We start from the raw sequence: 22,926 nt of genomic DNA on the forward strand, positions 1-22,926 counted from the left end.
GTTCGGATACCCATCGATATTCGCTGCACGTTTAACATGATAACCAACTTTTATCTTTCCGGAGCGTTACTTAATTATAGGAAATTATAGAGAAGCCTTATCTAAGGAGAGTGGCTATGACGACTCGCAAGAAGTCCAAACGAAAACCTATGCGAAAAATGACCCTCTACATCATCTTGGCAGCTGCACTCTTCTTTCTCGCCGTTTGGACTTTGATCCGGTATATCGATAACCTTGGTTCTTCCTACCAAATGCTTGGTTAAGCGCGGGCACAGCAAAAAGCCCCGCAGAGACAAGCACATGCAGACATGTACCACCCCACGGGACATTTTATGTTCTTTCCTCTTCGCGCTTAGTAACACAATCCTATCTTACTCTGCGGGCCAACCGATGGCTGTAATATCCGAAGCGTCCGCCGTCACATAAGAAGGACGCGCTTCACCATGCAGCAGCCACAGCTCATGCAGTGCCCGGGTGCAGCCGACGTACATCAGCTTGGCATCCCAAGCTTTTTCCGCGTAATGACTCCGATCCGCATCCGCCACCACAACCGCATCGAACTCAAGCCCTTTAGACAAATAAACAGGAAGCACGGAGTAACCACCCTGATACGTCCCTTTGCTGCCATCGATCAGATTCAGCATCGGCCATGCAGCAATTAATTGTTCATGCAGCTCTTGCGCTTCCCGCAAGGTTCGGGTGAGAATGGCTACCGTCCGATATTCCTTAGCGATGAGTGCCTCCATCGCCCGTTCCAAATCTCTTGTTCTGGATTTCTCCGACTCATAAGGAATGAGGCGAACGGCATCGCCGCTTCGAAATACGGGTACGGCGAGCAGATCACTGCTGACACCCTTCTCCAAAATGCCGTTGGCAAATTCGATGATCTCCATCGTCGAGCGGTAACTGCGTGTCAACGCAAAATAAGCTGTTTCCTCTTCCTTAAACAAGGAGCTCATTTCCTCCCACGCATGAACGCCGCGATAGGCATGAATGCCCTGCGACAAATCACCTAATATGGTGAAGGAATGTCCTCTTACGAACAGGTCCAGCACAGCTACCTGAAATGGCGAGAAATCCTGAGCCTCATCAATGACGATGTGGTCAAAGCGCTGCTCACCGGTAATATCATTCAGCAAACAGTGGAAATACAGCAGGGCAGGCAAATCCTCTTCATGGACCACGTTTTTCTTCAGATCTTTACGCGTTGCCGCGAGCACCTCGGACGGAATCAGAGCGGTTAGCTCTGCAAACATCGTTCCGGTTGCCTTTGCCGCACCAAACAATTGTTTATATAATGAGACCGGCTCAAATTTCGGCCATCGGTTCGCATAAGCCTTTTCTCGTTGAGTCGCTTTTTTCTTCCGTTCTTTCATAACGGCCGATGATGGCGATTTCTTCAGTTCCATCTCGACCCAGCGGTGCAATCTGGCAAGCAGCCGTTCCTTCCGTTTGGCCAGTGGATACGGTTTATACTCCTGGTAGAACCATTCCGCGATCGTCTCCTGTTTCAGTACGGCCCCGTCCCATGGTGAGAAGTCCCCATCCGGTAGAGCCTCGGTTTCGATAGCCTCCACGCAGCGCCGGATGATCTCCATCAGTCTTAATGAGCCTTTATAGCGCCCGCTGACATTATCGTCAATATCCGGGGTTCCCTGCCCCGGGTCGGTCTCGAACCATAGATGAAGCGTCTGTGCATGATCATCCGAAGCGAGCTCGATATCGAGCAGCTCCGCTGCCCAATCGCCAAACGTGCGCTGCTGTATATCGCCAACTCCGAGCTCGGGCAGTACGTCGGATATGTAATCCAGAAACATCAGGTTGGGTGCGAATATGATCATTTTCTCCGCGGTTACCTGCTCCTTGTATTGATAGAGCAAATAAGCCAGCCGATGCAGAGCCACCGTCGTTTTTCCGCTTCCCGCCACCCCTTGGATAATGAGAGCGGTATTTTTAGCAGCCCGGATGATTTTGTCCTGCTCGGCTTGGATCGTAGATACGATATCCCGAAGCCGGTTGTCCTTGTTCTCCCCGAGACGGTAGACCAAAAACTCATCGGATACGGCAGGTCCGCCGCTATCCCGATTGTACGTATCCGATACCCGTTCCAAAATTTGCTTGCGGATCACAACGTTGCGTTTTAAATACACCAGCCCCTCGATGATTCCTTCGGGTGCTTCGAACGATGCCGGGTCGGTACCGCCCGTAAACGAATAAAATAGGCTCGCGACCGGGGCTCGCCAATCAATCACCATCGGGTGATCCCCGGCATCTTCCTTATCGAAGCCGATCTTCCCGATGTAGAGAGGTTTCTTCGCTCCCGTTCCGCTCTCCTGAAAATCCAGCCTCCCGAAGTAAGGCTCCGGCAAACTTTTGGCGAGAGCCTGCCGTTTCTCTTCCCGCCCCGCTTCGAGCACCTGCTCCGTAAAATCATGGCCCGTGTATACGGGAATCCCGCGCAAACGTTCAAGCTGACGGTCAATTTCAACGATAACCTCGTTTAGCCTTGACTCTTCTTCTTGATAGGCACTTTGAAAAGATTCTGACACTTTCAGTTACCTCCTAAGAAACATATTTTTTCGCATCGAAAGTCTGGCTTTAAGGGCCGTGACACAAAAAGGAGTTCCATTGTAGCACAACTGGTACGAATATACTAGCAAAGCTCTGTCACAAGGAATTTCATGGTGCTGGTTTTCCATTCATACTCGCTTCGGCGATGACCATAAAAAACGCAGCGTCCATTGCTTTGGACACTGCGTTTTATTAACCACTCTATGTTTTGGTCGAAGGCGCGTTTCGTCCTGCCTTCCGCTTGTCTATCGTTTTCTCAATCCGAGTTTTACTGGATCATTATAACGAAACGCCACCCTTTTCGAGCAGTTCTCTGACCGTTACGCTGACCATAATCAGTCCGGCCACTGGCGGAACGAATGCATTGCTTGCCGGAGGCTGCTTCGCTTTCCGAATTTCAGGGGCATTCTCGGGTACGATCTTCTCCGTAACGTCCTGGCGGGGTTTCATCGGCTCCTCTAGTGAGAATACGACCTTGACCCCTTTCTTGATGCCGTCTTTGCGCAGCTTGGTGCGTACGATACGGGCAATCGGATCCATGGACGTTTTGGAGATGTCGGCTACCTGGAACTTCGTGGGGTCCATTTTGTTGGCTGCCCCCATGCTGGAGATGATAGGAATCCCGCGCCGCAGGCATTCCTTGATCAGATGTACTTTATAAATGATCGTATCCGACGCATCAATCACATAATCCAGATCGAATTTAAACAACTCTTCATACGTCTCTTCGGTGTAGAACATGTTCAGGGCGATCGCTTCACATTCCGGATTGATCAGTTTGACACGTTCAACCATCAGGTCTGCTTTCTTCTGACCTACCGTGGTCGTTAAGGCATGGATCTGCCGATTGATGTTGGTGATATCCACAACGTCTTTGTCGATCAGAATGATACGGCCTACCCCGGAACGGGCGAGGGCTTCCACCGCAATGCCTCCCACGCCGCCGATACCCAGCACGGCTACCGTGCTGTTCTTCATCACTTCAAGGCCCTCAGGACCAATGGCTAATTCCGTACGGGAAAATTGGTGCAGCATAATTCAAGCAACCTCCTTTATCAAGAACAACGGACTTATTTCTCGTCGCCCGGTTTCTTGGCGAGTTTGATATGCAGCTGCTCCAGCTGTCCTCCGTCCACCTGGGAAGGAGCGTCCATCAACAGATCTGTTGCGCTTGCCGTTTTCGGGAACGCAATCGTTTCACGCAGGTTCGTGCGTCCGGCAAGCAGCATCACCAAACGGTCCAACCCAAAGGCGATTCCGCCATGTGGAGGAGTGCCGTACTCAAACGCGTCCATAAGATAACCGAATTTGTCATGCGCCACTTCCGGCGACATACCAAGAGCCGCAAACATTTTCTCTTGGATCTCGCGTTTGAAAATCCGCATGGAACCGCCGCCTACTTCGTATCCATTCAGAACGATGTCGTAAGCTTCCGCACGCACGGCAAGCGGATCCGTATCCATCAATTCCAGATCTTCGTCTTTTGGACGGGTGAACGGATGATGCTCGGCCACATAGCGCTTCGCCTCTTCATCATAGCTGAACAGCGGGAAGTCCAGCACCCAAGCAAACTTGTACTCGTTGTCGTTGATCAGGCCAAGCTGGCGTCCGATTTTCAAGCGGAGTGCGCCCAGGACATCGGCAACCACTTTTTTATTGTCTGCGGAGAACAGCAGCAAGTCGCCATCTTCGGCTCCCGTACGTTCTCTTACCGCTTCAATTTCCTGCTCGCTGAAGAATTTCACGATAGGTCCTTTGAACTCGCCTTCTTTCACTTGAATCCAAGCAAGCCCCTTCGCTCCGTAACGGGCTGCATATGGCCCCAGATCGTCAATTTCCTTACGTGTCCAAGTCCCGCAACCTTTAGCGTTCAAACACTTCACTTCGCCGCCTTTTTCAATAACGGAAGAGAATACTTTGACCCCGCTGTTAGCAACGATATCGTTCATTTCGATCAATTCCAAACCGAAGCGAAGATCCGGTTTATCGGAGCCGTATTTGCCCATCGCATCGGCATAACTGATACGCTGGAATGGCGTTGCAAGTTCAACGCCGATGGTTTCCTTGAACAACTTCACCATTAGCTGCTCCATCATGTTCAGCAGGTCGTCGCGTTCCATGAAGGACGTCTCGATGTCGACCTGGGTAAACTCAGGCTGACGGTCAGCCCGCAAGTCTTCGTCACGGAAACAGCGTGCAATTTGGTAGTAGCGTTCAAGCCCGCTCACCATGAGGAGCTGCTTGTAAATTTGCGGAGATTGTGGAAGTGCAAAGAATTCACCTGCGTGCACACGACTCGGTACGAGATAGTCACGTGCGCCTTCCGGCGAGCTCTTGGTCAGAATCGGTGTTTCCACATCCACAAAGCCCTCGTCGTCGAGGAAGTCGCGGAATACTTTAGACGCTTTGGAGCGCAGCATCAGCGTTTTTTGCATCTCTGGACGACGCAGGTCCAGATATCGATATTTCAAGCGAAGCTGCTCATCCACTTCCACGCCGTCTTCGATAAAGAACGGAGGTGTTTTGGCTGCATTCAGCACTTCAATGCTTGTCACTTGGACTTCGATTTCGCCAGTAGGCAGGTTCGCGTTGAACGTTTCAGGATCACGCTTTACAACTTTACCGGATACGGCCACGACGAATTCGCTGCGGACCTTATCGGCAACAGCCAAAGCTTCGCCGGAGAAATCCGGGTTAAATACGATTTGCATGATGCCGCTGCGATCGCGAAGATCGATGAACAGCACGCCGCCCAAGTCGCGGCGGGTTTGTACCCAGCCGTTCAGTGTTACAGTTTCTCCAATGTTCGCGGTTGTCAGGTAACCGCATTGATGCGTCCTTTTCATCGTTTATCATTCCCCTTTAATATTATTAAGTCGCTTCATGCGACGATTAAACCAATTCTTGTACCAGACGATCCAATTTAACTGTACGCTGTTCGCCGGTTTCCATCGACTTCAGGGCAATTTCTCCGCGCGCCAGTTCGTCTTCACCCAAAATGGCGGTATAACGAGCCTGCAGACGGTCGGCGGATTTCATCTGGGCTTTCATTTTCCGGCCAAGGTAATCACGTTCGGCTGCTACGCCATTGCTCCGCAGTTCGTAGATCAATTTTGCCACTTCCTGCTCGGCGGCTTCACCCAGCGCCACCAGATAGACATCCAGCGGCTTGGCGGCTGACAGATTAACACCTTGATGCTCCAGGATCAATAGGATTCGCTCAAGACCAATCCCGAACCCGATGCCCGGCTGATCCGGTCCGCCGATCTGATCGACCAGTCCGTTGAACCGTCCTCCGCCGCCTACCGTATCAATTGCGCCGATGCCCTGGGCCTTGAATTCAAATGCGGTATGCGTATAATAGTCCAATCCCCGAACAAGTCTTGGATTGATCTCATACTCGATGCCCATGGCGTCCAGGTACCCTTTTACTTTCTCAAAATGCGTGCTGCATTCCTCATCCAGGCTGTCCAGAATCGAAGGCGCATCACCGAACTTCCCTTGGTCCTTCTTGCAATCCAGCACGCGCAGCGGGTTGCGTTCCATGCGTGACTGGCAATCCGAGCATAGGCTCTCTTTCATCGGTTCCAGGAAAGCAAGTAATGTACTTCGGTAAGCTGCCCGTACCTCTGGCGTCCCTACGGAGTTAATCTCCGCTTTTACGCCGTTCAGCCCAAGCTCCTTGTAGAAGCTGTAACCCAGCGCAATCACCTCAGCATCAATAGCCGGATCTGCAGTCCCGAACACCTCTACGCCGAACTGGTGGAATTGGCGGTAGCGTCCCGCCTGTGGACGCTCGTAGCGGAACATGGGGCCCATGTAGTACAGCTTCGTGACGTCAGGCTCTCCATACAGCTTGTTTTGCACGTAAGCCCGGACGACGCCTGCCGTTCCTTCTGGACGGAGGGTCATGCTGCGATCGCCTTTATCCCTGAACGTATACATTTCCTTCTCTACGATGTCGGTGGTTTCGCCCACCCCGCGTTTGAACAACTCGGTCTGTTCAAAGATCGGTGTGCGAATTTCGCGGTAGTTGTATCTCCGGCACAAATCCCGTGCCTTCACCTCGATAAACTGCCATTTCTCGACGGCACCTGGCAGGATGTCCTGCGTGCCTGTCGGTTTCTCGAATTTCTCGTTTGCCATCTTCATCCCTCTTCCTAAGGAGTCATTTCGCAAAAAGTCGTGAAAACTAAAAAATCTCCCGCCCCGCTGTCTTAAGACAACAGGGACGAGAGATATTCATATAATCACCCGTGGTACCACCCACATTCCGGCGTCGACACACTATAAATCAGTGCATTCAATCATCCGCTTCATCCGTTTAACGCCCGGCCGCGCAGTTCGGCTACTGTCTATCCCACCGGTCAACCGGTGCTTGCTTCGCCGTCTGTTCTCGGGGAGGTCATTCGTCCACTCATCAAGCGAATCCTTACAGCCAAGGGATTCTTCTCTGGTCTTGTGGGGATGGAGTACTTGTTCCCGTCATGAAATCCATTATTCATAAATATAGTATACCCAAAACATTATATTTTTAGATTCTAATGAACTACCACACTAAAGTCAAGAAACTTTGTAGAAATTGCCCGAAAAAAGAAAAAAACCTACAAACCACGTTGTAGGTCCAAAACATATATTATATAAAAAAGGGGGTCATGCTGTTATTATAAACAGGGAATATTAAAGGAACATTGAACAAACATTACAGTTATGTTACAAGCGAGAAAGCGCTTTTAATAAAAGGACCGAAAGAGGCTGCTCCATTAGCGGAACAGCCCTTTTTGTGTACTAATGAATATGCCCTATACGAATGATAATCTCCAACTTCTTAGGGAATCCAAACGCCTGTCAGGCATTTTCCGTCAATTAATCAAATCGCTCCACATAAGCGTTATTCGCCCGCAAATCATGTACGATCTGATCGTAATCCTCGTCCCTTACCTTAACGGACAGCGTATATCTCAGATCATCATAGTCCCGGTCCGTCACGTCCGCTTCGCGCCATGCATCGCCCAGCGTGTCATCGCCGTGCGGCCGATCTTGCGCTATATCGCGGCTGTCATCGGCATCCCGTGAGCCCACGATGACCCCCGGAGCCCCGACGACTCCGCCTGGAGCTCCCATCGTTGTAGCCCCTGCAGTTGCTCCACCCGTGCCGGAATTACCCCATGGCACCAGCGGCACGAGGATATTGCCTCCACCTCGAACCGGATCCTGAAGCTGTCCCACCTCCAACTGCTCTGTGTTGTACGTTAACAGCCTCGTCCTTGCGCCTTCAGCGTCGTCTTCCGTTCTGAAATAAGCTTGAATTTGTCTAGACATGTCCATTCCTCCTTTTTTCAACCCACTTGTTTGAAAAACCGGTATAACATGGACAAACCATACAGCATGCTGCTAGTCTCTTCTTACAATGCCTTTAACAGCTCACGCACGAAGGCTGGCTCGTCTTTCGGCGTCCGGGAAGTAATGAAATTGCGATCCACGACGACTTCCTCATCCTTAAAGTTTGCGCCTGCGTTAACCATGTCATCCTGAAGCGGAGGATAGGAAGTGATCGTACGTCCCTTCAGCAGGTCGGCACTTGCCAGAATTTGCGGCCCGTGGCATATTGAGGCAATCGGTTTGCCTGCCTTGTCCGCTGATGCAACAAACTGCAATATATGGGAATCCAGACGCAAATTTTCCGGAGAAGAGCCGCCTGGAATAACCACCGCATCATAATCGTTTATATTGACGTCGGCAATGGCTTTATCCGTAGTATACGATGCCTTGCCCTGTTTACCCTTTACCTCTTGTCCTTGTTTCAATCCAATAATATCAGCTTGATGCCCCGCTTCCTTCACGGCATCATAAGGAGTTTTCATCTCGGAATCTTCGAATTGGTCAGCTAGTAGAAATGCAACTTTACTCATCTGGCATATCTCCTTTCATGATTGTCCTCGATTTGTTATTACCCTGGAATGCCTTTTTTATAACAGCGAAATGCACGGAAGCCCCATGATCTACACCATTCAGTTACAAAGTCATAACAGAGAATCTTAGGACTCCCAACTTATGAGTGAATTAAAAAAGAGCCTGAAATGTTCTCAGGCTCTGCTATGTAGTCACCAGAAGTGACTCAATACGCTATCCTATTTAGTTCTACGATCTCGGCAGTTGCTTCCGGATATGTCCTTTTACGCTGATGAGTCGTACAGGATCTTCAGAAGCTGTAACCATGCGTTCTGTGCTCGCTGCTTCCCTAATGTCTCCGGACCCGACCATCGTAGGCAAACTGCTCCATATCGAAAATTTGGGAGGTTGGCGCATAGCGAACACGGCTCCTTTTTTGTGTGAATACCTAACAAGCCTTTGTCCACTCAGGATGCCCCATCTCTCCAATATGATGCATGCTGCCCGTCTTTTTTAACCGTTTATGATCTGCTGTCAATGATCAGGGTTACCGGTCCCCAATTGGTTAGCGACACGTCCATCATAGCTCCGAATACCCCGGTCTCAACCTGTAACCCCTTCGCTAAGAGCTCGCGGTTAAACGATTCGTAGAGTGCATTCGCTTCATCCGGTTTGGCGGCAGCCATAAAGTTCGGACGTTTTCCCTTGCGGGTGTCGCCATAGAGCGTAAACTGGGAAACCGATAGAATGGCTCCGCCCACGTCCTGGACGCTAAAATTCATTTTTCCATCCTCATCCTCAAAAATTCGCAGCCCCGCAACCTTCTCGGCAAGGTATTTGGCATCCTTCTCTTCATCCTCGTGCGTCACCCCTACCAGCACCATCAAACCCGCTTCAATCTTGCCTACGATTTCATTGTCAACCGTAACTTGCGCATGCTTACATCTTTGAATAACCACTCTCATAGGTTTAGCTCCTTCTTTTCTATAAGAAAAATGTCTATCGATGTACTCTCTAAGAAGACAGACCGCGTTTATCGGTAGTTTTTCTTGCGATATCAGGCAGCAGATCCTCCGAAGTCTATACTCCGATATCTTAAAATAAAACGGCCTGTCTCCCGCAGGATAACAGACCGCATTCGTATAATCATCCGAGACTGTCCATGTCCATGAAGTCCCGGAGTCCGTTAACCACGGGAGCCGTGCCATCATTGCTATCACTGCATGATTCGATGAACGGTATATACATCCTTCACCCGTTTGATTCGTTCCACAACGGAATGGAGGTGATCCGTATTGCGGATCAAAATCGTCATGTGAATCATCGCCATTTTGTTCTTGTCAGATCGGCCGGTCACTGCGGAAATATTCGTCTTGCTCTCTGATACCGCCTGAAGAACTTCGTTTAACAGCCCGTTACGATCATGGCCTGTCACTTCGATATCGACGCTGTAATTGGCCTCAACGGCCGTTTCCCATTCCACCTCGATTACGCGTGCGGCCTCCTCGCCTTCACTCATGGTCGGCAGATTGGCACAATCCGAACGATGGACCGATACGCCGCGTCCGCGGGTAACGTAACCGACAATATCATCGCCGGGTACGGGATTGCAGCATCTCGCGAAACGCACCAGCAGGTTATCGATCCCCTTAACGCGTACGCCGTTCGTCGGACGGCTTCGTTTCTCCGCCGGCTTGATTTCCTTCATCTCGGAAGTCAATTCAAGCTGATTCGCTTCCTCCTGCTCCTTACGGAGCTTCTCGGTCACTTTGGTACAGATCTGGGCGGCAGTGATCCCGCCAAAGCCAACCGCGGATAACATATCCTCGATATCATTAAAGGCGAATTTCTTGGCCGCCTCCATTAATTTATCATCGGTCGTCCACTCGGACACCTCAAGACCGAGGCGCTTGATCTCACGCTCCAGCATATCGCGGCCCTTCTCCACATTCTCTTCCCGTTTCTCTTTCTTGAACCACTGCTTGATCTTACTCCGGGCATGGGAGGATTGGGCAATCTTCAACCAGTCCTGGCTAGGACCGTACGAATGTTTCGATGTTAAAATTTCCACGATATCACCGGTCTTGAGCTGATGATCCAGCGGAACAATTCTGCCGTTGACCTTGGCACCAATGGTCCGGTTTCCTACTTCTGTATGAATTCGGTAGGCAAAATCGAGAGGGACGGAGCCTGAAGGAAGTTCGATTACTTCGCCTTTTGGCGTAAACACAAATACCAAATCGGAAAAAAAGTCCATCTTCAGAGATTCTACAAACTCCGAGGCATCCTTCGTCTCATGCTGCAGCTCCAATATTTCACGGAAGAACGTCATCTTGTTATCAAAGCTGCCTCCGTTGCCTGCGGAACCTTCTTTATAGGACCAGTGAGCCGCGATACCGTACTCCGCCGTACGATGCATCTCCCAGGTCCGGATCTGAACCTCTGTCGGTTCCCCATTCGGTCCGACCACCGTCGTATGAAGGGATTGATACATGTTCGTTTTGGGCATGGCGATATAATCTTTAAAACGGCCAGGCATCGGCTTCCACAAGGTGTGGATGATGCCAAGCGTAGCATAACAATCTTTAATATTGTCCACAATAATGCGAATTGCAAGAAGATCATAAATTTCGTTGAATTGTTTGTTCTTCACCGTCATTTTCTTAAACACGCTGTAGATATGCTTCGGCCTGCCGGATAAGTCGGCTTGTATACTCATCTCGTCAAGCTTCTCACGGATACAGACTATGACATTATCGATATACTGCTCTCGTTCAGCCCGCTTCTTGTGCATCAAATTCGCGATGCGGTAATACTGCTGCGGGTTCAAGTAACGAAGAGCGATATCCTCCATCTCCCACTTGATCGCGGAAATACCTAGACGATGGGCGATCGGGCAAAAGATCTCTAGCGTTTCATAGGAAATACGGCGCTGGCTTTCCTCGGACTGATACTTGAGCGTGCGCATATTATGAAGCCGGTCCGCCAGCTTAATAACGATCACCCGGATATCCCGGGCCATCGCGATAAACATTTTACGATAATTTTCGTTCTGCTGTTCTTCTTTGGATCGGAATTGAATGCGTTCCAGTTTCGTTAATCCATCCACCAGCAGTGCGCAGGTATCTCCGAAGCGCTCGCGGATCTGCTCGAGCGATACGGTTGTATCCTCAACGACATCATGAAGCAACGCAGCAATAATAGACAACGTGTCCATCTGCATATTCACCACGATGTCTGCAACCGCAAGCGGATGAAGAATATAAGGTTCTCCCGATTTCCGCACTTGTCCGTGGTGGGCTTGCTCCGCAAATTCATAAGCTTCCTGGATGCGGAGAAGATCGGGTTCTTTTATATAGGCGCTGGCCTTTTCGAGTAATCGCTCTATGCCCATTTTGGAGTCCTTCTCTTCCCTTTCTATATAAAATGGAACCCGCCCTTGTCAAAACGTGCAGGTTCCCTCGTGATTGTTTTCCTATCATTATGACGCTTGTGACGTTATACGTCAACATGTCGAGCGTTCAAACACTTATAGTATGCCCGTTTCCGGCTCGGAGACATCAAAACTTGACACCAATTGGATATTTTGACGAACTGTAAAAATTATTGTTGAAAAAACGAACGATTGTATTTAATCTATTAAAGATCGTACGCGAACGGTCCTATATTTAAAGTCCTAAGAGGAGTGAAATGGTTTGCAACGAGAAATTCAAGTTGATGAGAAACTTCCGTTTGGTCCAGGTTTCCTTCTGAGCCTGCAGCATTTGTTTGCCATGTTCGGAAGTACGGTGCTTGTACCGAACCTATTCGGTGTGGATCCCGGCATGATCCTGCTGATGAACGGTATTGGTACACTGCTATACATTTTCTTTTGTAAAGGAAAGATCCCGGCTTACCTGGGTTCCAGCTTTGCGTTTATCTCTCCGGTTCTGATCGTGCTCGCCAAAGATCCGGATGCCAACTATGGCAAAGCCTTAGGAGCCTTTATCGTTACAGGAGTTATCTTCTGCGTGGTAGCTCTCATCGTTAAATATGCGGGTACCAAATGGATCGACTTTGTATTCCCTCCAGCGGTCATGGGTGCCATCATTGCAATGATCGGGCTTGAGCTTGTACCGGTTGCAGCAGGTATGGCTGGTTTTTTACCAGAAGAGGGACAGTCCATTGATCCGAAAATCATTACGATTTCGCTCGTGACTCTTGGTGTCACCGTATTCGGGGCCATCCTGTTCCGCGGCTTCTCCAAAATCATTCACATTCTGATCGGGATTGTTGTCGGTTATGCTCTGTCCTTCGCTCTAGGCGTGGTAGACACAGAGAAAATCGCGAACGCGAGGTTCCTGTCGGCTCCGGAGCTGACAACCCCGGTATTCGATAACGGGGCGATCTGGACCATCATTCCGGTTGCCCTCGTTGTTATCGTGGAGCACATCGGGCATTTGCTGGTAACAAGTAATATCGTGGGCAGAGACCTTTCCAAAAACCCTGGCCTGCATCGCTCTCTTCTGGCTAACGGTATATCCACCATTCTGTCAGGTTTTGTTGGCTCAACACCAAATACCACCTATGGTGAAAATATTGGTGTCATGGCACTCACAAAGGTATACTCGATATTCGTAATTGCGGGAGCAGCCGTTATTGCGATTGTGCTCTCCTTCTCCGGCACGTTCTCCGCTGTTGTAGCCAACATTCCTACCCCTGTAATGGGCGGCGTATCACTGTTGCTGTTCGGGGTTATCGCAGCTTCCGGACTTCGGATCTTTGTTGAGCAAAAGGTCGACTTCTCCAAGGCAAGCAACATGATCCTGGCTACGTTGGTCCTGGTAACAGGGATTAGCGGCGTAACCTTGAAGTTTGGTACCGTCGAGTTGAAGGGTATGGCCCTGGCTACCATTGTAGGTGTCCTCATGGCTCTCCTCTTCAAAGTCTTCGAGATTACCGGCCTCTCCAATGAAAAAAATGATGAGCCGCTCGTAGAGAAAACGCCGGATTGAAACTAACACCCCTATCCCCAATCGGAAAACGCCCTGAGCTGGTTGCTCAGGGCGTCTATTATTTCCCGGGAAAATCAGGAAGATTGTTGTCGATTACTCGTATTGCATCAATGTAAATACTTCGATTCCATCCAGCTTCGAACGGCCATTGAGATCCGCCAGCTCGATCATGAATGCAGCTCCAACGACGTTTCCGCCCAATTGACGGATGAGGTTAACCGAAGTCGCAATCGTACCGCCTGTTGCAAGAAGATCATCCGCAATCAATACATTTTGACCCTTCTCGATCGCATCGGTATGCATCGCCAAGCGATCTTTTCCATATTCGAGGTCGTATCCCACTTCAATCGTTTCATAGGGAAGCTTTCCGCTTTTGCGAATGGGCGCGAATCCTACTCCAAGAGCATAAGCCAGCGGAGCACCTACGACAAATCCACGAGCTTCGGGACCAGCTATCACATCAATTTTAAGATCGGATACCAAGATCTTCAATTCTTCGATGGCTTTGCGATACACCTCACCATTCTTCAGCAGTGTAGTAATATCTTTGAAGCTGATCCCCGCCTGCGGAAAATCGGGAACAACACGAATATAATCTTTAAAATCCAAAATAATCTCCTCCTGTATAGTTGCGGTTAAGATACGCCTTTTGTGCGGGACATCATCCATTGGGTTAACTGTTCGGTACCGGCATGCAGCAAATGCTGCTCCATATCCGCCAAATCGCTTAGCTCACGGAAGTGACGGGAAGCGTCCAGCGGTTTTTTCTCCGGCTTCGGTATAAAGGTAATCTGTCCCTGGACACGCTGGATGAACGCCAGTTCCTCAAACACATCCAGTACTTTGAGCAGCATGCGTGTAGATAAGGAAGTCTGCTTCTGCAGACGTGCTACAACCTCATTCTCCGACATGGGAGCGGACGTCATCCCGGCAAGTGAAACGTACAGCTTTTTAAACTGTTCGCGGTCCGGAATTTGCAGACGTTCGTGCAGGTTCCGGGTCGGATGCAGCATGAATATATTGGGAACGGAATGGAAGGCTGACATAAATGCATCCAGTTGTTCAGCCGTTTCCGGTACATCCAGTACGAACAAAACGGAAATATCTTCTTGACTGTTTTCAGCAATATCATTATCCGGCATGATGCCAGCATTCCTATCATATACCCAAAGGCACATATCATACAATTGACTTTTTATTTCCGGATGTGAATCTTTTGCGTACACCACGGCCGACCGAACTGCAGGGCAACGCAGATGCGGCTCCAGCTCCGCTCTCCACCTCTGAATTTCCTGTAACGGCTCTTTGATCCCGCGGTAGTCAAACACCTGTTGATAAGGAGCGCAGATATCCTGAATCATGAGCTGTACTTTACGACTTCCGTTCCATTCATTCACGGAAAGCTCACCAAGCACATCCACAGCCGTGCCTACCGGCAATATATCGGCCAGATGCCCCCATCCGAATGAGATCGCATCCATAACCTCACGCTTCTGCTGCAAGCGAAGCTTCAGATGTTTTCCTTCTTTGCCGATTTTACGAACTTCCTTTATGACAACATCCCGGAAAACGATCTTCGGCACGGCATTCGCCATGCCAAACGGACTTAACTGTTCAATCTGTTCAATAACGGGCACCGATACTTCCGACAAGCTGGCCTCCAGGTCCGCTTCACAAATTGCGATCAGATGCTCTTCTTCTAGTGCTTCCTCAGCATATCGATGTAGTCCCTGTTCAAATTCCTCCAATCGATCCCGATGGAGGCTCATGCCCGCTGCAGACGGATGGCCGCCAAAATGGTCCATGACGTCCTTGCAGGAGTGCAGAGCCGCATAAATATCAAATCCCGGAATTGAACGGGCGGAGCCTTTACAGTTCCCCGTCTCGGGATCAATCCCGAGGATAACGACTGGCCTGTAGAATCGCTCCAATATTTTGGATGCCACGATACCAACCACGCCAACATTCCAGCCTTCACCCGCCAATACGATGACAGGAGGAACCTCCTGTCCTCTCCAGCGGTTTTGAACCATGCTAAGCGCTTCCTGGACGATGTTTTCGACCACTTGCTGCCGATCCTTGTTCAGCCCATCCAGTTCCCAGGCAAGCCGTTCCGCTTCATCACGGTGTTCTGTTGTAAGAAGCGTAACGGCACGGCCTGCATGATCCAGACGGCCACTGGCGTTAATCCGTGGTGCCATGGAGAATGCCACATTTACGGCAGTCACCTGCTCCACATGGATCCCCGATACCTCCAGTAAGCATCGAATGCCTTCATACCTCGTATTCCGCATTGATTCGATTCCGTGCTTCACAAGCACCCGATTCTCCCCCGTAAGCGGCATCAAGTCCGCAATGGTCCCGATGGAAACAATCTGAAGCCATTCCTCCGGTGGTTCTCCAACGAGAGCCTGTGCCAGCTTGTAAGCTACGCCTACGCCTGCCAACCCCTTAAAGGGATACGGGCATGTAGGGAGTTTCGGGTTGATCAGTGCATAAGCTTCTGGCAGCACTTCAGGCGGCTCATGATGGTCCGTGACAATTACGTCGATGCCAAGGCTATTGGCATACGCAATTTGCTCGACTGCACTAATTCCAGTATCTACGGTAATGACTAGACTGACCCCTTGTTGATGGGCCCAATCCAGCGCGTGATTATGTAAACCATAACCTTCATTGGATCGGTGTGGTATATAAATATCATAAGATGCACCCAAGTAGCGCATCAGATGAATCATCAATGACGTGCTGGAAACACCGTCTGCATCATAATCGCCATAGATCAGAATATGTTCCCGATCCTCCAAAGCTTTACGAATACGCGGGACAGCCTCTTGCATCCCCTGCATGAGATAAGGGTCATGCGTCAGCTCAAACGTTCCATATAGAAATCTCCGTCCATCCTCGGCTGATTGTATCCCCCGTGACGCCATGAGTGAAGCCACCATGGGTGGCAGCGACAAATCCTGGGCCAGCCTATCGATGATCGATGACTCTGCCGAGCGTATTCTCCATTCATATTTGGAATACAGCACAGGGACTCACCTTCCTTTTCCTGCCTTTTTCCTGTTGACTTACACCTGTTAGCTCCAGACGCTACTGCGGCAGTGTCGGCATATCGTTGTCCATTAAGTCATAGTTCGATTTATATGGATAACCCGGTTCATAGGGTACCACGTGAACCTTGGCATCCGTAACCTGAATAAAGCGATGGGTTAACAGTTTCCGGATTCGCTCGGCAATCTCTTGAGCCTCCAATACGGACGTCCGCGGATTCACGGTAATTTTCACTTCAATGTTCACATGACGGATCTGCCCGTATTCCTGAACCTTCAGTTCCTCGATCGTGATCACGCCATGCACTCGCTGAATCGTATCCATGAAATCGGCTTCGTGCTCATGCCGCTTCTCTTCCACGAGCGTTCCATAAACGGAATGAACGATTAGTATATACCCTTTGCGGATCACGAGACAAGCCACAATCAGAGCCGCAACCGAATCCATATAGAGCAGGGGTGTCCATTCAAAATAAGAGCCCCCCATAGCTAGTGACACGCCGATTAATACCGTTAGCGAAGAGTACAAGGCAAATCGATGATCAGCGGACAGCACCTCATACCGGGGATCCTTGTTTCTTTTTATCTGCCGACATTGGTACTGAAACACCGCTTCATTCACCGCGAGTGATATGAAAACAGCAAGCAGTGCCGATTTGGTTGGCGGCTCCAGGTCGCCTGATGCCATGGTTTGAATCGCGGATACCGCAATTTGAATACCGCCCATGATCAATAAAACGGCAAATAGAATCGAAATCACGGGCTCCGTCGTGTCCGAAACCTTCCGTTTGTCCCGAATGGAGCTTTTATTGCCGAATATACCCAGGCTCGGTAAACGATCCACCAATAAAGTCACGGCATTTGCCACAGAATGCAGAGCATCTCCGATTAGAGCCTTACTGCCGGATAAATATCCGACGATCCCTTTACACAAGGCTAATGCAAAATCCGTTACAATGCCTGTCCAAAGGACAGTCTCCGTATGATTCAAACGTTCATTGCTCACTTGAGGCCCCCCTCAATGTCACTATCGATCCTATATTTATTATCGCTGTTAACTTTAGAAAGCCGCGTCGCCTGCGACGCGGCTTTCCACTTGTATAGGACCCTCTGCTATCTAGACTGTCTAGACTGCTACGCCAACAGCGGCTGAATTAGATTTCAATCTTATCCTTGCTTGGCTTAGGCGAATTTGGTTTATTGTTGACATTGCGCCCCTTAAGGACGAGCCACAACGGACTTGCGATAAAGATCGAAGAGTACGCGCCGAATGCCAAACCGATACAAATTGCCAGAGAGAACATCTGAATCGATTCACCGCCAAGCAGGAGCATGAAGAGTGCAGCGATGAAAACAGACAATGCTGTATAGATCGAACGTCCGATCGTCTGGGTCAAACTTTTGTTAACCAGATCTTTAAGATCCGAGAATCTTTTAATCTTGGCAAACCTCAGGTTCTCCCTGATCCGGTCGAAGATGACGATCGTATCGTTAATCGAATAACCGATAATCGTCAGAACGGCAATAATGAATGTCAGATCCACCTCGAGACCGAGGATGGAGAAAATACTAATAACAACAAATGCATCATGAAGTAACGCTATAATCGCTGCAATCGCAAACCGCCATTCAAAACGGATGCTGACATAGATGATAATCCCGATACAGGAAATCAATACCGCATAAATTGCGTTTCGGCCCAGCTCTTTTGCCATCTCTGGGTCAACCGTGTTGATCTCGAAGGTGGCCGTTTTATCCAGCTTCTCAATGCCGGAACGCATCTTCAGATCCTGGTCCTCGGTCAGCACCTCGCTGAATCGAATATTCACGCGGTCATTACCAGGAGTAATGCTCGCATCTTCACCGATGCCAGCCTCTTTTAATACGGTATTAATCTGCTCCGTAGTCAGCGGCTTGGAGAGAGAGATATCTACGTTCGAGCCAGATTGGAAATCAACTCCATAGTTAAGACCACGAGTCAAGAGAAATACCAAGCCCAGAATCGTAATTGCAATGGATAGAATATAGAAAAATCTGCTTTTGCCTACGAAATCAAAGTTCTTAAAGCTCACGAATGTCACGCTCCTTTACGCCATAATGGCTCGGTTTGCGGGCCCAACCAATATTCACAAGTAGATTGAGCAAGAAACGGGAGAAATAAACGTTCGTGGCAATACTCAAGATAATCTCCAGAATCAATACAAGCGCAAAACCTTTAACCGCGCCGGTACCAAATCCGAACATGACAGCGGCAACGAGTATCGTCGTCAAGTTGGAGTCCATGATGGCTCGCAGGGATGACTTACCGCCTGCTTTAACAGCTGATGGAACACTCTTGCCCGTTCTGATCTCTTCCCGAATGCGTTCATAGGTGATGATATTGGCATCAACCGCCATACCTATACCTAATATAAATGCTGCAATACCTGGAAGCGTCAACGTAAAGTCAGCCCATACAAAAATAAGAATCAGAAGCCATGTATGCAAAATAAGTGCAAAGCTTGCCAGCAAACCCGGTACGCGATATCTGATTATCATGAACAGCAGAATCGCAACGGACGCGATAAGACCTGCTTCTACCGTTTTCGTAAGAGATTGCATACCGAGCGTAGCTCCTACGCTCTGAGAGTACTTCTCAACCAGCTTCAGCGGCAGGGCGCCGAGATTAATCGTATCCCGGATCTGCTTCGCTTCATCCAGCGAATAGCTCCCTGTAATTTGTGCGGTACCATCCGTTAATGCGGCACGTACCGTCGGAGCTGATAGCAATTGATCGTCCATGAAGATAGCCAGCTCTTGACCGAGAAGACGTCCTGTAATTTCAGCAAACTTCCCTTTGTCCTTCACTTTAATATCTATCATAGGCTGATTAAGCTGGTCATAGGCAACCGATGCGCCGTTCTCGACGAAATCGTCGCCGCGGAGCTCAATCTTACAGAACTCCTCGCCTTCTTTACAGCCGTCATTGCTTCGGAATGTGAGGTTCGCAGGTTCTTTCATCGTTTTTCGAACTTCAGCCTCATCCGTTACGCCTGCCACCTTCAAGCGAATCCGGTTCGCCCCTTCCGGCGTAACCTCAGGCTCAGATGTTCCCATTGCATCCGCACGCTTTTGCAAGCTCTTTGCGGTTTCCTGCAGTGCTTCTTTTGTGACTTGCTGCCCTTCCATCAAAGGCTCTGCTTCATAAAGGATTTCGAATCCACCCTTAAGATCCAGACCTAGACGGACGTCTTTCAGCAAGCCTGGAGTTGTAACGGCCATTAAAACAGTGATCACGAGTACGGTTCCGACGAAACTGATTATTCTCTTCATGCCGTCCTTTGTTCCCCCTTTTTACTCAATATTCCTATTATAGCGATGTCATAAAACCCAGTCAATTTATCAAAATTTGTCGGGTTTATGAATGAACCCTTATATCCGCAAGGCAAAAAGGACCTCTTCGATTAATCGAAAGAAGATCCCTTATATGCTGATATTGTCATATAGTTCATTAAAGCTGTCGCCTTCAAGGACAGAATGTCATTGACCAGTTTGTGGAGGGAGGGGATGCCTTCCTTTTCATATTTACTGCTGACACAGTTCCAAATATCGTCGCTAGTCACATATTCGTACCCAATCAAATGCATTTCCTCAACCTTGCTCAAGCATACCATCTCAATGGTGCTCATCAATTCTTCCTCGCTCATTTGCTCGAGTTCCATGCATATGGCCTCCTCACTGACTCCCTGTTGTCCCTAAGTTACATTCGACAGGATACATTGCTTTCCTTCTATTCCTACCATGTCCTGAAAAAAAAGTAAAGTCATCAGATGGGACAGGTAGGGCATATCCATAAGAATAGCCATGTCGTGTCACCGTATTCAGTCTTAACCAGGGAGTGGGATGGACAGTGAACAAGCAATCATTTATTAAAGGAACGCTGATTTTACTTGCAGCCGGCATATTAAACCGCCTACTCGGTTTTATCCCCCGGATCGCCCTCCCCCGGATCATTGGACCCGAGGGTGTCGGAATTTACCAACTGGGTTATCCCTTCTTTATCGTGCTCGTGACGATCATTACCGGTGGAATTCCGCTAGCCATTGCCAAAATGGTTGCCGAAGCGGAAGGTGCCGGAAAGCGTGATGCTTCCAAGCAAATCCTGCATGTCAGCCTGATGCTGACGCTTACAGCAGGCGCCCTCTTTACGGGACTTAGTCTGCTCCTTGCCCCTTGGGTAACCGGCGTGCTTTTGCCGGACGAGCGTGTATACCAAACCTTTATCAGCATGACACCCATGTTGATCATCATTGCCGTTTCGTCGGTCTACCGTGGATATTTCCAGGGCAAACAGAACATGATTCCCTCCGCAAGTTCCTCCGTGATCGAGACAATTGTCCGAATTATTTGCATGCTCTGGTTTGCGCATCTCTTGATGCCCAAAGGCATCGCTTATGGGGCTGCGGGTGCTATGCTCGGAACAGCCGTGGGGGAACTGATTGGGATGCTAGCCCTGCTGCTGCAATATCCCGGGGAGGGACGACCTAGGAATAAACTTTTACCTAAACCGCAAAAAGTAATATCCGAAAAAACTGCAAAAGAAGACTCTCCCTCGAATAAAGGTATTCTGAAACGTTTATTCGGTATTGCATTGCCTGTGACGGGGGGCAAGATGGTAGGTTCATTCTCCTACCTCCTGGAGACAATCCTGACCAATCGCAGCCTGGCCATGGCAGGTATAGCGACATCCGTAGCAACCGCTCAGTATGGAGCACTGCAAGGGATGATCATCCCGCTCCTGTTGTTGCCCGGTGCTCTGACGGTTTCTCTGGCCATCTCTCTGGTGCCTTCACTCTCGGAAGCAGCCGCCCGCAATGACCGGACGACCATCCACAAACGAATGAACCAATCCCTTCGGCTAGCCCTTGTCTCCGGAGCTCCGTTTGCCATCATTATGTTTGTCCTGGCTGAGCCATTATGCCTGCTCCTATACGACAACGCGGAGATTAGCGATATGCTCAAAATCATGGCGCCGTTTGCCTTGTTCCTGTATGTGCAGTCCCCGCTTCAAGCTGCCTTGCAAGCTCTGGACCGTCCGGGCCGGGCATTACTCAACACGTTATTCGGGGCGATCATCAAAATGAGCCTCATCGTGTTTTTGGCATCCAATCCCGCCTTCGGCATAATAGGGGCCGTCATTGCCATTATCGTAAACAGTATTGCAGTTACATTACTCCACGGTTTCAGCCTATCGAGACTGATCGGCTTTCGATTCCGTCTGCTGGATTATGTCAAAATCGGGGCGGTTATGATCATTATGGGTGCCTGTGTCCTCTATGGGTACAAACATCTTCCGTTTTCGACCGCGCCATGGCTGCAATTCTGGGCTTCCATCGCAATTGGTATTCTGGTCTATTTCATCATGATTTTTATGACCAAGCTGGTAACACCGCGAGATTTGGATCGTGTGCCTGTCGTCGGCACCTGGTTCAACAAATTCAGCCGTCGTTAGATCCTGTCTTTACGGTCAATGTAAATCCGGCCTTTATGGTCAATAGAGCATAGAAAAATATCCTTAAAATCCTTAGCACCGTAATTCTGTATCTCGTTCTTAAGCCAGAACCGCGTTTTATCGATTAATTCAAGGTTCTCGTCCTGCACCTTTCCATCCAATATAAGCGGGATGGGCAGGCCTTCATACGTAATTTTATCGTAAGGAATATCTACGACTGTAGGGTTCTCTTTTCCGGATTGGGATGAAGTAGATGAAAAATTGGTGGCCCCTGAGGTGTTGGATGAACTTGAAGAGTTATTCGAACTGCCGTTTGAGCTGTCCCCCGTATCCTTTGGAATCACGGTGAGCTGACCGGAAGTTTCAAGTATCGCAAATTCAACATCCGCCAGACTGTCAATATCTTTGCCCCTTAGCTGCTGCATCAGATCATCCAGATTATAGCGGAGCTTTGCCATCTCCTTACGGTGCAGCCTGCCCCGGGACACCAATACGCTTGGCTTTCCGTCAGCAAACAGCCGTATATTTCGATTTTTCAGTCCGATGTAAGCAAGACCTACCTGAATGGCAACCAAAACGGCGATAGGAGCAAGTCCCTCCCAAATCGGCTTTTGGACATCTTCCAGAACAAAAACGGCAATCTCTGCAATCATAACAGATATGACCAAATCGAAGATAGACAGTTTTCCGATTTCCCGTTTGCCCATGATTCTCATGGTGACAAAGATGACCACATACATCAGAATGGTCCGCAGAATCAGAATAGTCATATGAGACATAAACAATCCCTCCTAGCTTGTCGAACATTCTCATGTACAGCTATTCTGGCCTGCTATAGCTTTTCCCATTCGATTACAACGGATTAATTAATGGAAATCATGCAAAACCGGATGCAAAATGCTCGGTTTGTACTATAAGTACA

General features: G+C 49.3%; 18 protein-coding genes. 3 read left to right on the plus strand and 15 right to left on the minus strand.

Features of this window, described 5'->3' with window-relative positions; genetic code table 11:
• Positions 1 to 116: 116 nt before the first annotated feature.
• Entirely contained in the window at positions 117 to 263 is a 147-nt protein-coding gene (locus tag AB4124_RS31390; RefSeq protein ID WP_430181996.1) for a hypothetical protein, read from the plus strand.
• A 108-nt stretch (positions 264 to 371) separates the two neighbouring features.
• Here the strand turns inward: AB4124_RS31390 and AB4124_RS31395 are convergent, their stop codons facing one another.
• From AB4124_RS31395 to AB4124_RS31430, 8 genes are all read right to left on the minus strand, one after another.
• Positions 372 to 2,549 carry a HelD family protein gene (locus tag AB4124_RS31395; protein WP_441975252.1) on the minus strand — a complete coding sequence of 726 codons (2,178 nt, stop codon included), beginning with the start codon at positions 2,547 to 2,549 and terminating at the stop codon, positions 372 to 374.
• 301 nt (positions 2,550 to 2,850) lie between these two features.
• A complete protein-coding gene (locus AB4124_RS31400) occupies positions 2,851 to 3,606 on the minus strand; it encodes a tRNA threonylcarbamoyladenosine dehydratase (protein WP_098742591.1) in 756 nt (251 codons plus the stop codon).
• 35 nt (positions 3,607 to 3,641) lie between these two features.
• Entirely contained in the window at positions 3,642 to 5,417 is a 1,776-nt protein-coding gene (gene aspS, locus AB4124_RS31405) for an aspartate--tRNA ligase (RefSeq protein ID WP_441975253.1), read from the minus strand.
• 46 nt (positions 5,418 to 5,463) lie between these two features.
• A complete protein-coding gene (hisS, locus tag AB4124_RS31410; RefSeq protein WP_441975254.1) occupies positions 5,464 to 6,717 on the minus strand; it encodes a histidine--tRNA ligase in 1,254 nt (417 codons plus the stop codon).
• Positions 6,718 to 7,437: 720 nt separating this feature from the next.
• The gene (locus AB4124_RS31415) at positions 7,438 to 7,893 is read right to left on the minus strand and encodes a hypothetical protein (RefSeq protein ID WP_076320446.1); all 456 of its coding nucleotides are present in this window, start codon (positions 7,891 to 7,893) and stop codon (positions 7,438 to 7,440) included.
• A gap of 83 nt (positions 7,894 to 7,976) precedes the next feature.
• Positions 7,977 to 8,483, minus strand: a complete 507-nt coding sequence (locus AB4124_RS31420) for a type 1 glutamine amidotransferase domain-containing protein (RefSeq protein WP_100535766.1) — start codon at positions 8,481 to 8,483, stop codon at positions 7,977 to 7,979.
• A gap of 501 nt (positions 8,484 to 8,984) precedes the next feature.
• Complete coding sequence (dtd, locus tag AB4124_RS31425) at positions 8,985 to 9,428, minus strand: D-aminoacyl-tRNA deacylase (RefSeq protein ID WP_076320444.1); 444 nt, start codon at positions 9,426 to 9,428, stop codon at positions 8,985 to 8,987.
• 251 nt (positions 9,429 to 9,679) lie between these two features.
• Positions 9,680 to 11,857: a RelA/SpoT family protein gene (locus tag AB4124_RS31430; RefSeq protein ID WP_430113237.1), complete on the minus strand. Its 2,178-nt coding sequence runs from the start codon at positions 11,855 to 11,857 to the stop codon at positions 9,680 to 9,682.
• 301 nt (positions 11,858 to 12,158) lie between these two features.
• Between AB4124_RS31430 and uraA the strand changes: the two genes are divergently transcribed.
• Positions 12,159 to 13,457, plus strand: coding sequence for a uracil permease (gene uraA / locus AB4124_RS31435; protein ID WP_441975255.1), 1,299 nt, complete (start codon positions 12,159 to 12,161; stop codon positions 13,455 to 13,457).
• Between the two features lie 93 nt (positions 13,458 to 13,550).
• On the opposite strand, the gene AB4124_RS31440 is transcribed toward uraA, so the two are convergent.
• The 6 genes from AB4124_RS31440 to AB4124_RS31465 all read right to left on the minus strand — a co-directional run bounded on the left by AB4124_RS31440 (position 13,551) and on the right by AB4124_RS31465 (position 20,214).
• Entirely contained in the window at positions 13,551 to 14,066 is a 516-nt protein-coding gene (locus AB4124_RS31440) for an adenine phosphoribosyltransferase (protein WP_076320441.1), read from the minus strand.
• 26 nt (positions 14,067 to 14,092) lie between these two features.
• On the minus strand, positions 14,093 to 16,492 hold the full coding sequence (recJ, locus tag AB4124_RS31445) for a single-stranded-DNA-specific exonuclease RecJ (protein WP_441975256.1): 2,400 nt from the start codon (positions 16,490 to 16,492) through the stop codon (positions 14,093 to 14,095).
• 61 nt (positions 16,493 to 16,553) lie between these two features.
• Positions 16,554 to 17,519 carry a cation diffusion facilitator family transporter gene (locus AB4124_RS31450; RefSeq protein ID WP_441975257.1) on the minus strand — a complete coding sequence of 322 codons (966 nt, stop codon included), beginning with the start codon at positions 17,517 to 17,519 and terminating at the stop codon, positions 16,554 to 16,556.
• A gap of 148 nt (positions 17,520 to 17,667) precedes the next feature.
• Positions 17,668 to 18,585 carry a protein translocase subunit SecF gene (secF, locus tag AB4124_RS31455; protein WP_441975258.1) on the minus strand — a complete coding sequence of 306 codons (918 nt, stop codon included), beginning with the start codon at positions 18,583 to 18,585 and terminating at the stop codon, positions 17,668 to 17,670.
• Positions 18,575 to 19,825: a protein translocase subunit SecD gene (gene secD / locus AB4124_RS31460; protein WP_076320437.1), complete on the minus strand. Its 1,251-nt coding sequence runs from the start codon at positions 19,823 to 19,825 to the stop codon at positions 18,575 to 18,577. The genes secF and secD overlap by 11 nt, the downstream gene beginning before the upstream one ends.
• Before the next feature lie 131 nt (positions 19,826 to 19,956).
• Positions 19,957 to 20,214: a post-transcriptional regulator gene (locus AB4124_RS31465; protein WP_076320436.1), complete on the minus strand. Its 258-nt coding sequence runs from the start codon at positions 20,212 to 20,214 to the stop codon at positions 19,957 to 19,959.
• Between the two features lie 188 nt (positions 20,215 to 20,402).
• Between AB4124_RS31465 and spoVB the strand changes: the two genes are divergently transcribed.
• Entirely contained in the window at positions 20,403 to 22,004 is a 1,602-nt protein-coding gene (gene spoVB, locus AB4124_RS31470; protein WP_441975259.1) for a stage V sporulation protein B, read from the plus strand.
• Here the strand turns inward: spoVB and AB4124_RS31475 are convergent.
• Entirely contained in the window at positions 22,001 to 22,783 is a 783-nt protein-coding gene (locus tag AB4124_RS31475) for a YetF domain-containing protein (protein WP_441975260.1), read from the minus strand. The genes spoVB and AB4124_RS31475 overlap by 4 nt on opposite strands.
• Between the last annotated feature and the right edge of the window lie 143 nt (positions 22,784 to 22,926).

The organism is Paenibacillus sp. 2KB_20, from assembly GCF_052115765.1.
In the GTDB taxonomy this organism is placed as follows: Bacteria; Bacillota; Bacilli; order Paenibacillales; family Paenibacillaceae; genus Paenibacillus_AQ.

Excerpts from the sequence above, each read along its gene's own strand:
- AB4124_RS31430 (WP_430113237.1), bottom strand. The coding sequence starts at position 11,857 with ATGGGCATAGAGCGATTACTCGAAAAGGCCAGCGCCTATATAAAAGAA.
- secD (WP_076320437.1), bottom strand. The coding sequence starts at position 19,825 with ATGAAGAGAATAATCAGTTTCGTCGGAACCGTACTCGTGATCACTGTT.
- aspS (WP_441975253.1), bottom strand. The coding sequence starts at position 5,417 with ATGAAAAGGACGCATCAATGCGGTTACCTGACAACCGCGAACATTGGA.
- AB4124_RS31400 (WP_098742591.1), bottom strand. The coding sequence starts at position 3,606 with ATGCTGCACCAATTTTCCCGTACGGAATTAGCCATTGGTCCTGAGGGC.
- AB4124_RS31465 (WP_076320436.1), bottom strand. The coding sequence starts at position 20,214 with ATGGAACTCGAGCAAATGAGCGAGGAAGAATTGATGAGCACCATTGAG.
- AB4124_RS31420 (WP_100535766.1), bottom strand. The coding sequence starts at position 8,483 with ATGAGTAAAGTTGCATTTCTACTAGCTGACCAATTCGAAGATTCCGAG.
- dtd (WP_076320444.1), bottom strand. The coding sequence starts at position 9,428 with ATGAGAGTGGTTATTCAAAGATGTAAGCATGCGCAAGTTACGGTTGAC.
- AB4124_RS31415 (WP_076320446.1), bottom strand. The coding sequence starts at position 7,893 with ATGTCTAGACAAATTCAAGCTTATTTCAGAACGGAAGACGACGCTGAA.
- hisS (WP_441975254.1), bottom strand. The coding sequence starts at position 6,717 with ATGGCAAACGAGAAATTCGAGAAACCGACAGGCACGCAGGACATCCTG.
- AB4124_RS31390 (WP_430181996.1), top strand. The coding sequence starts at position 117 with ATGACGACTCGCAAGAAGTCCAAACGAAAACCTATGCGAAAAATGACC.
- AB4124_RS31475 (WP_441975260.1), bottom strand. The coding sequence starts at position 22,783 with ATGTCTCATATGACTATTCTGATTCTGCGGACCATTCTGATGTATGTG.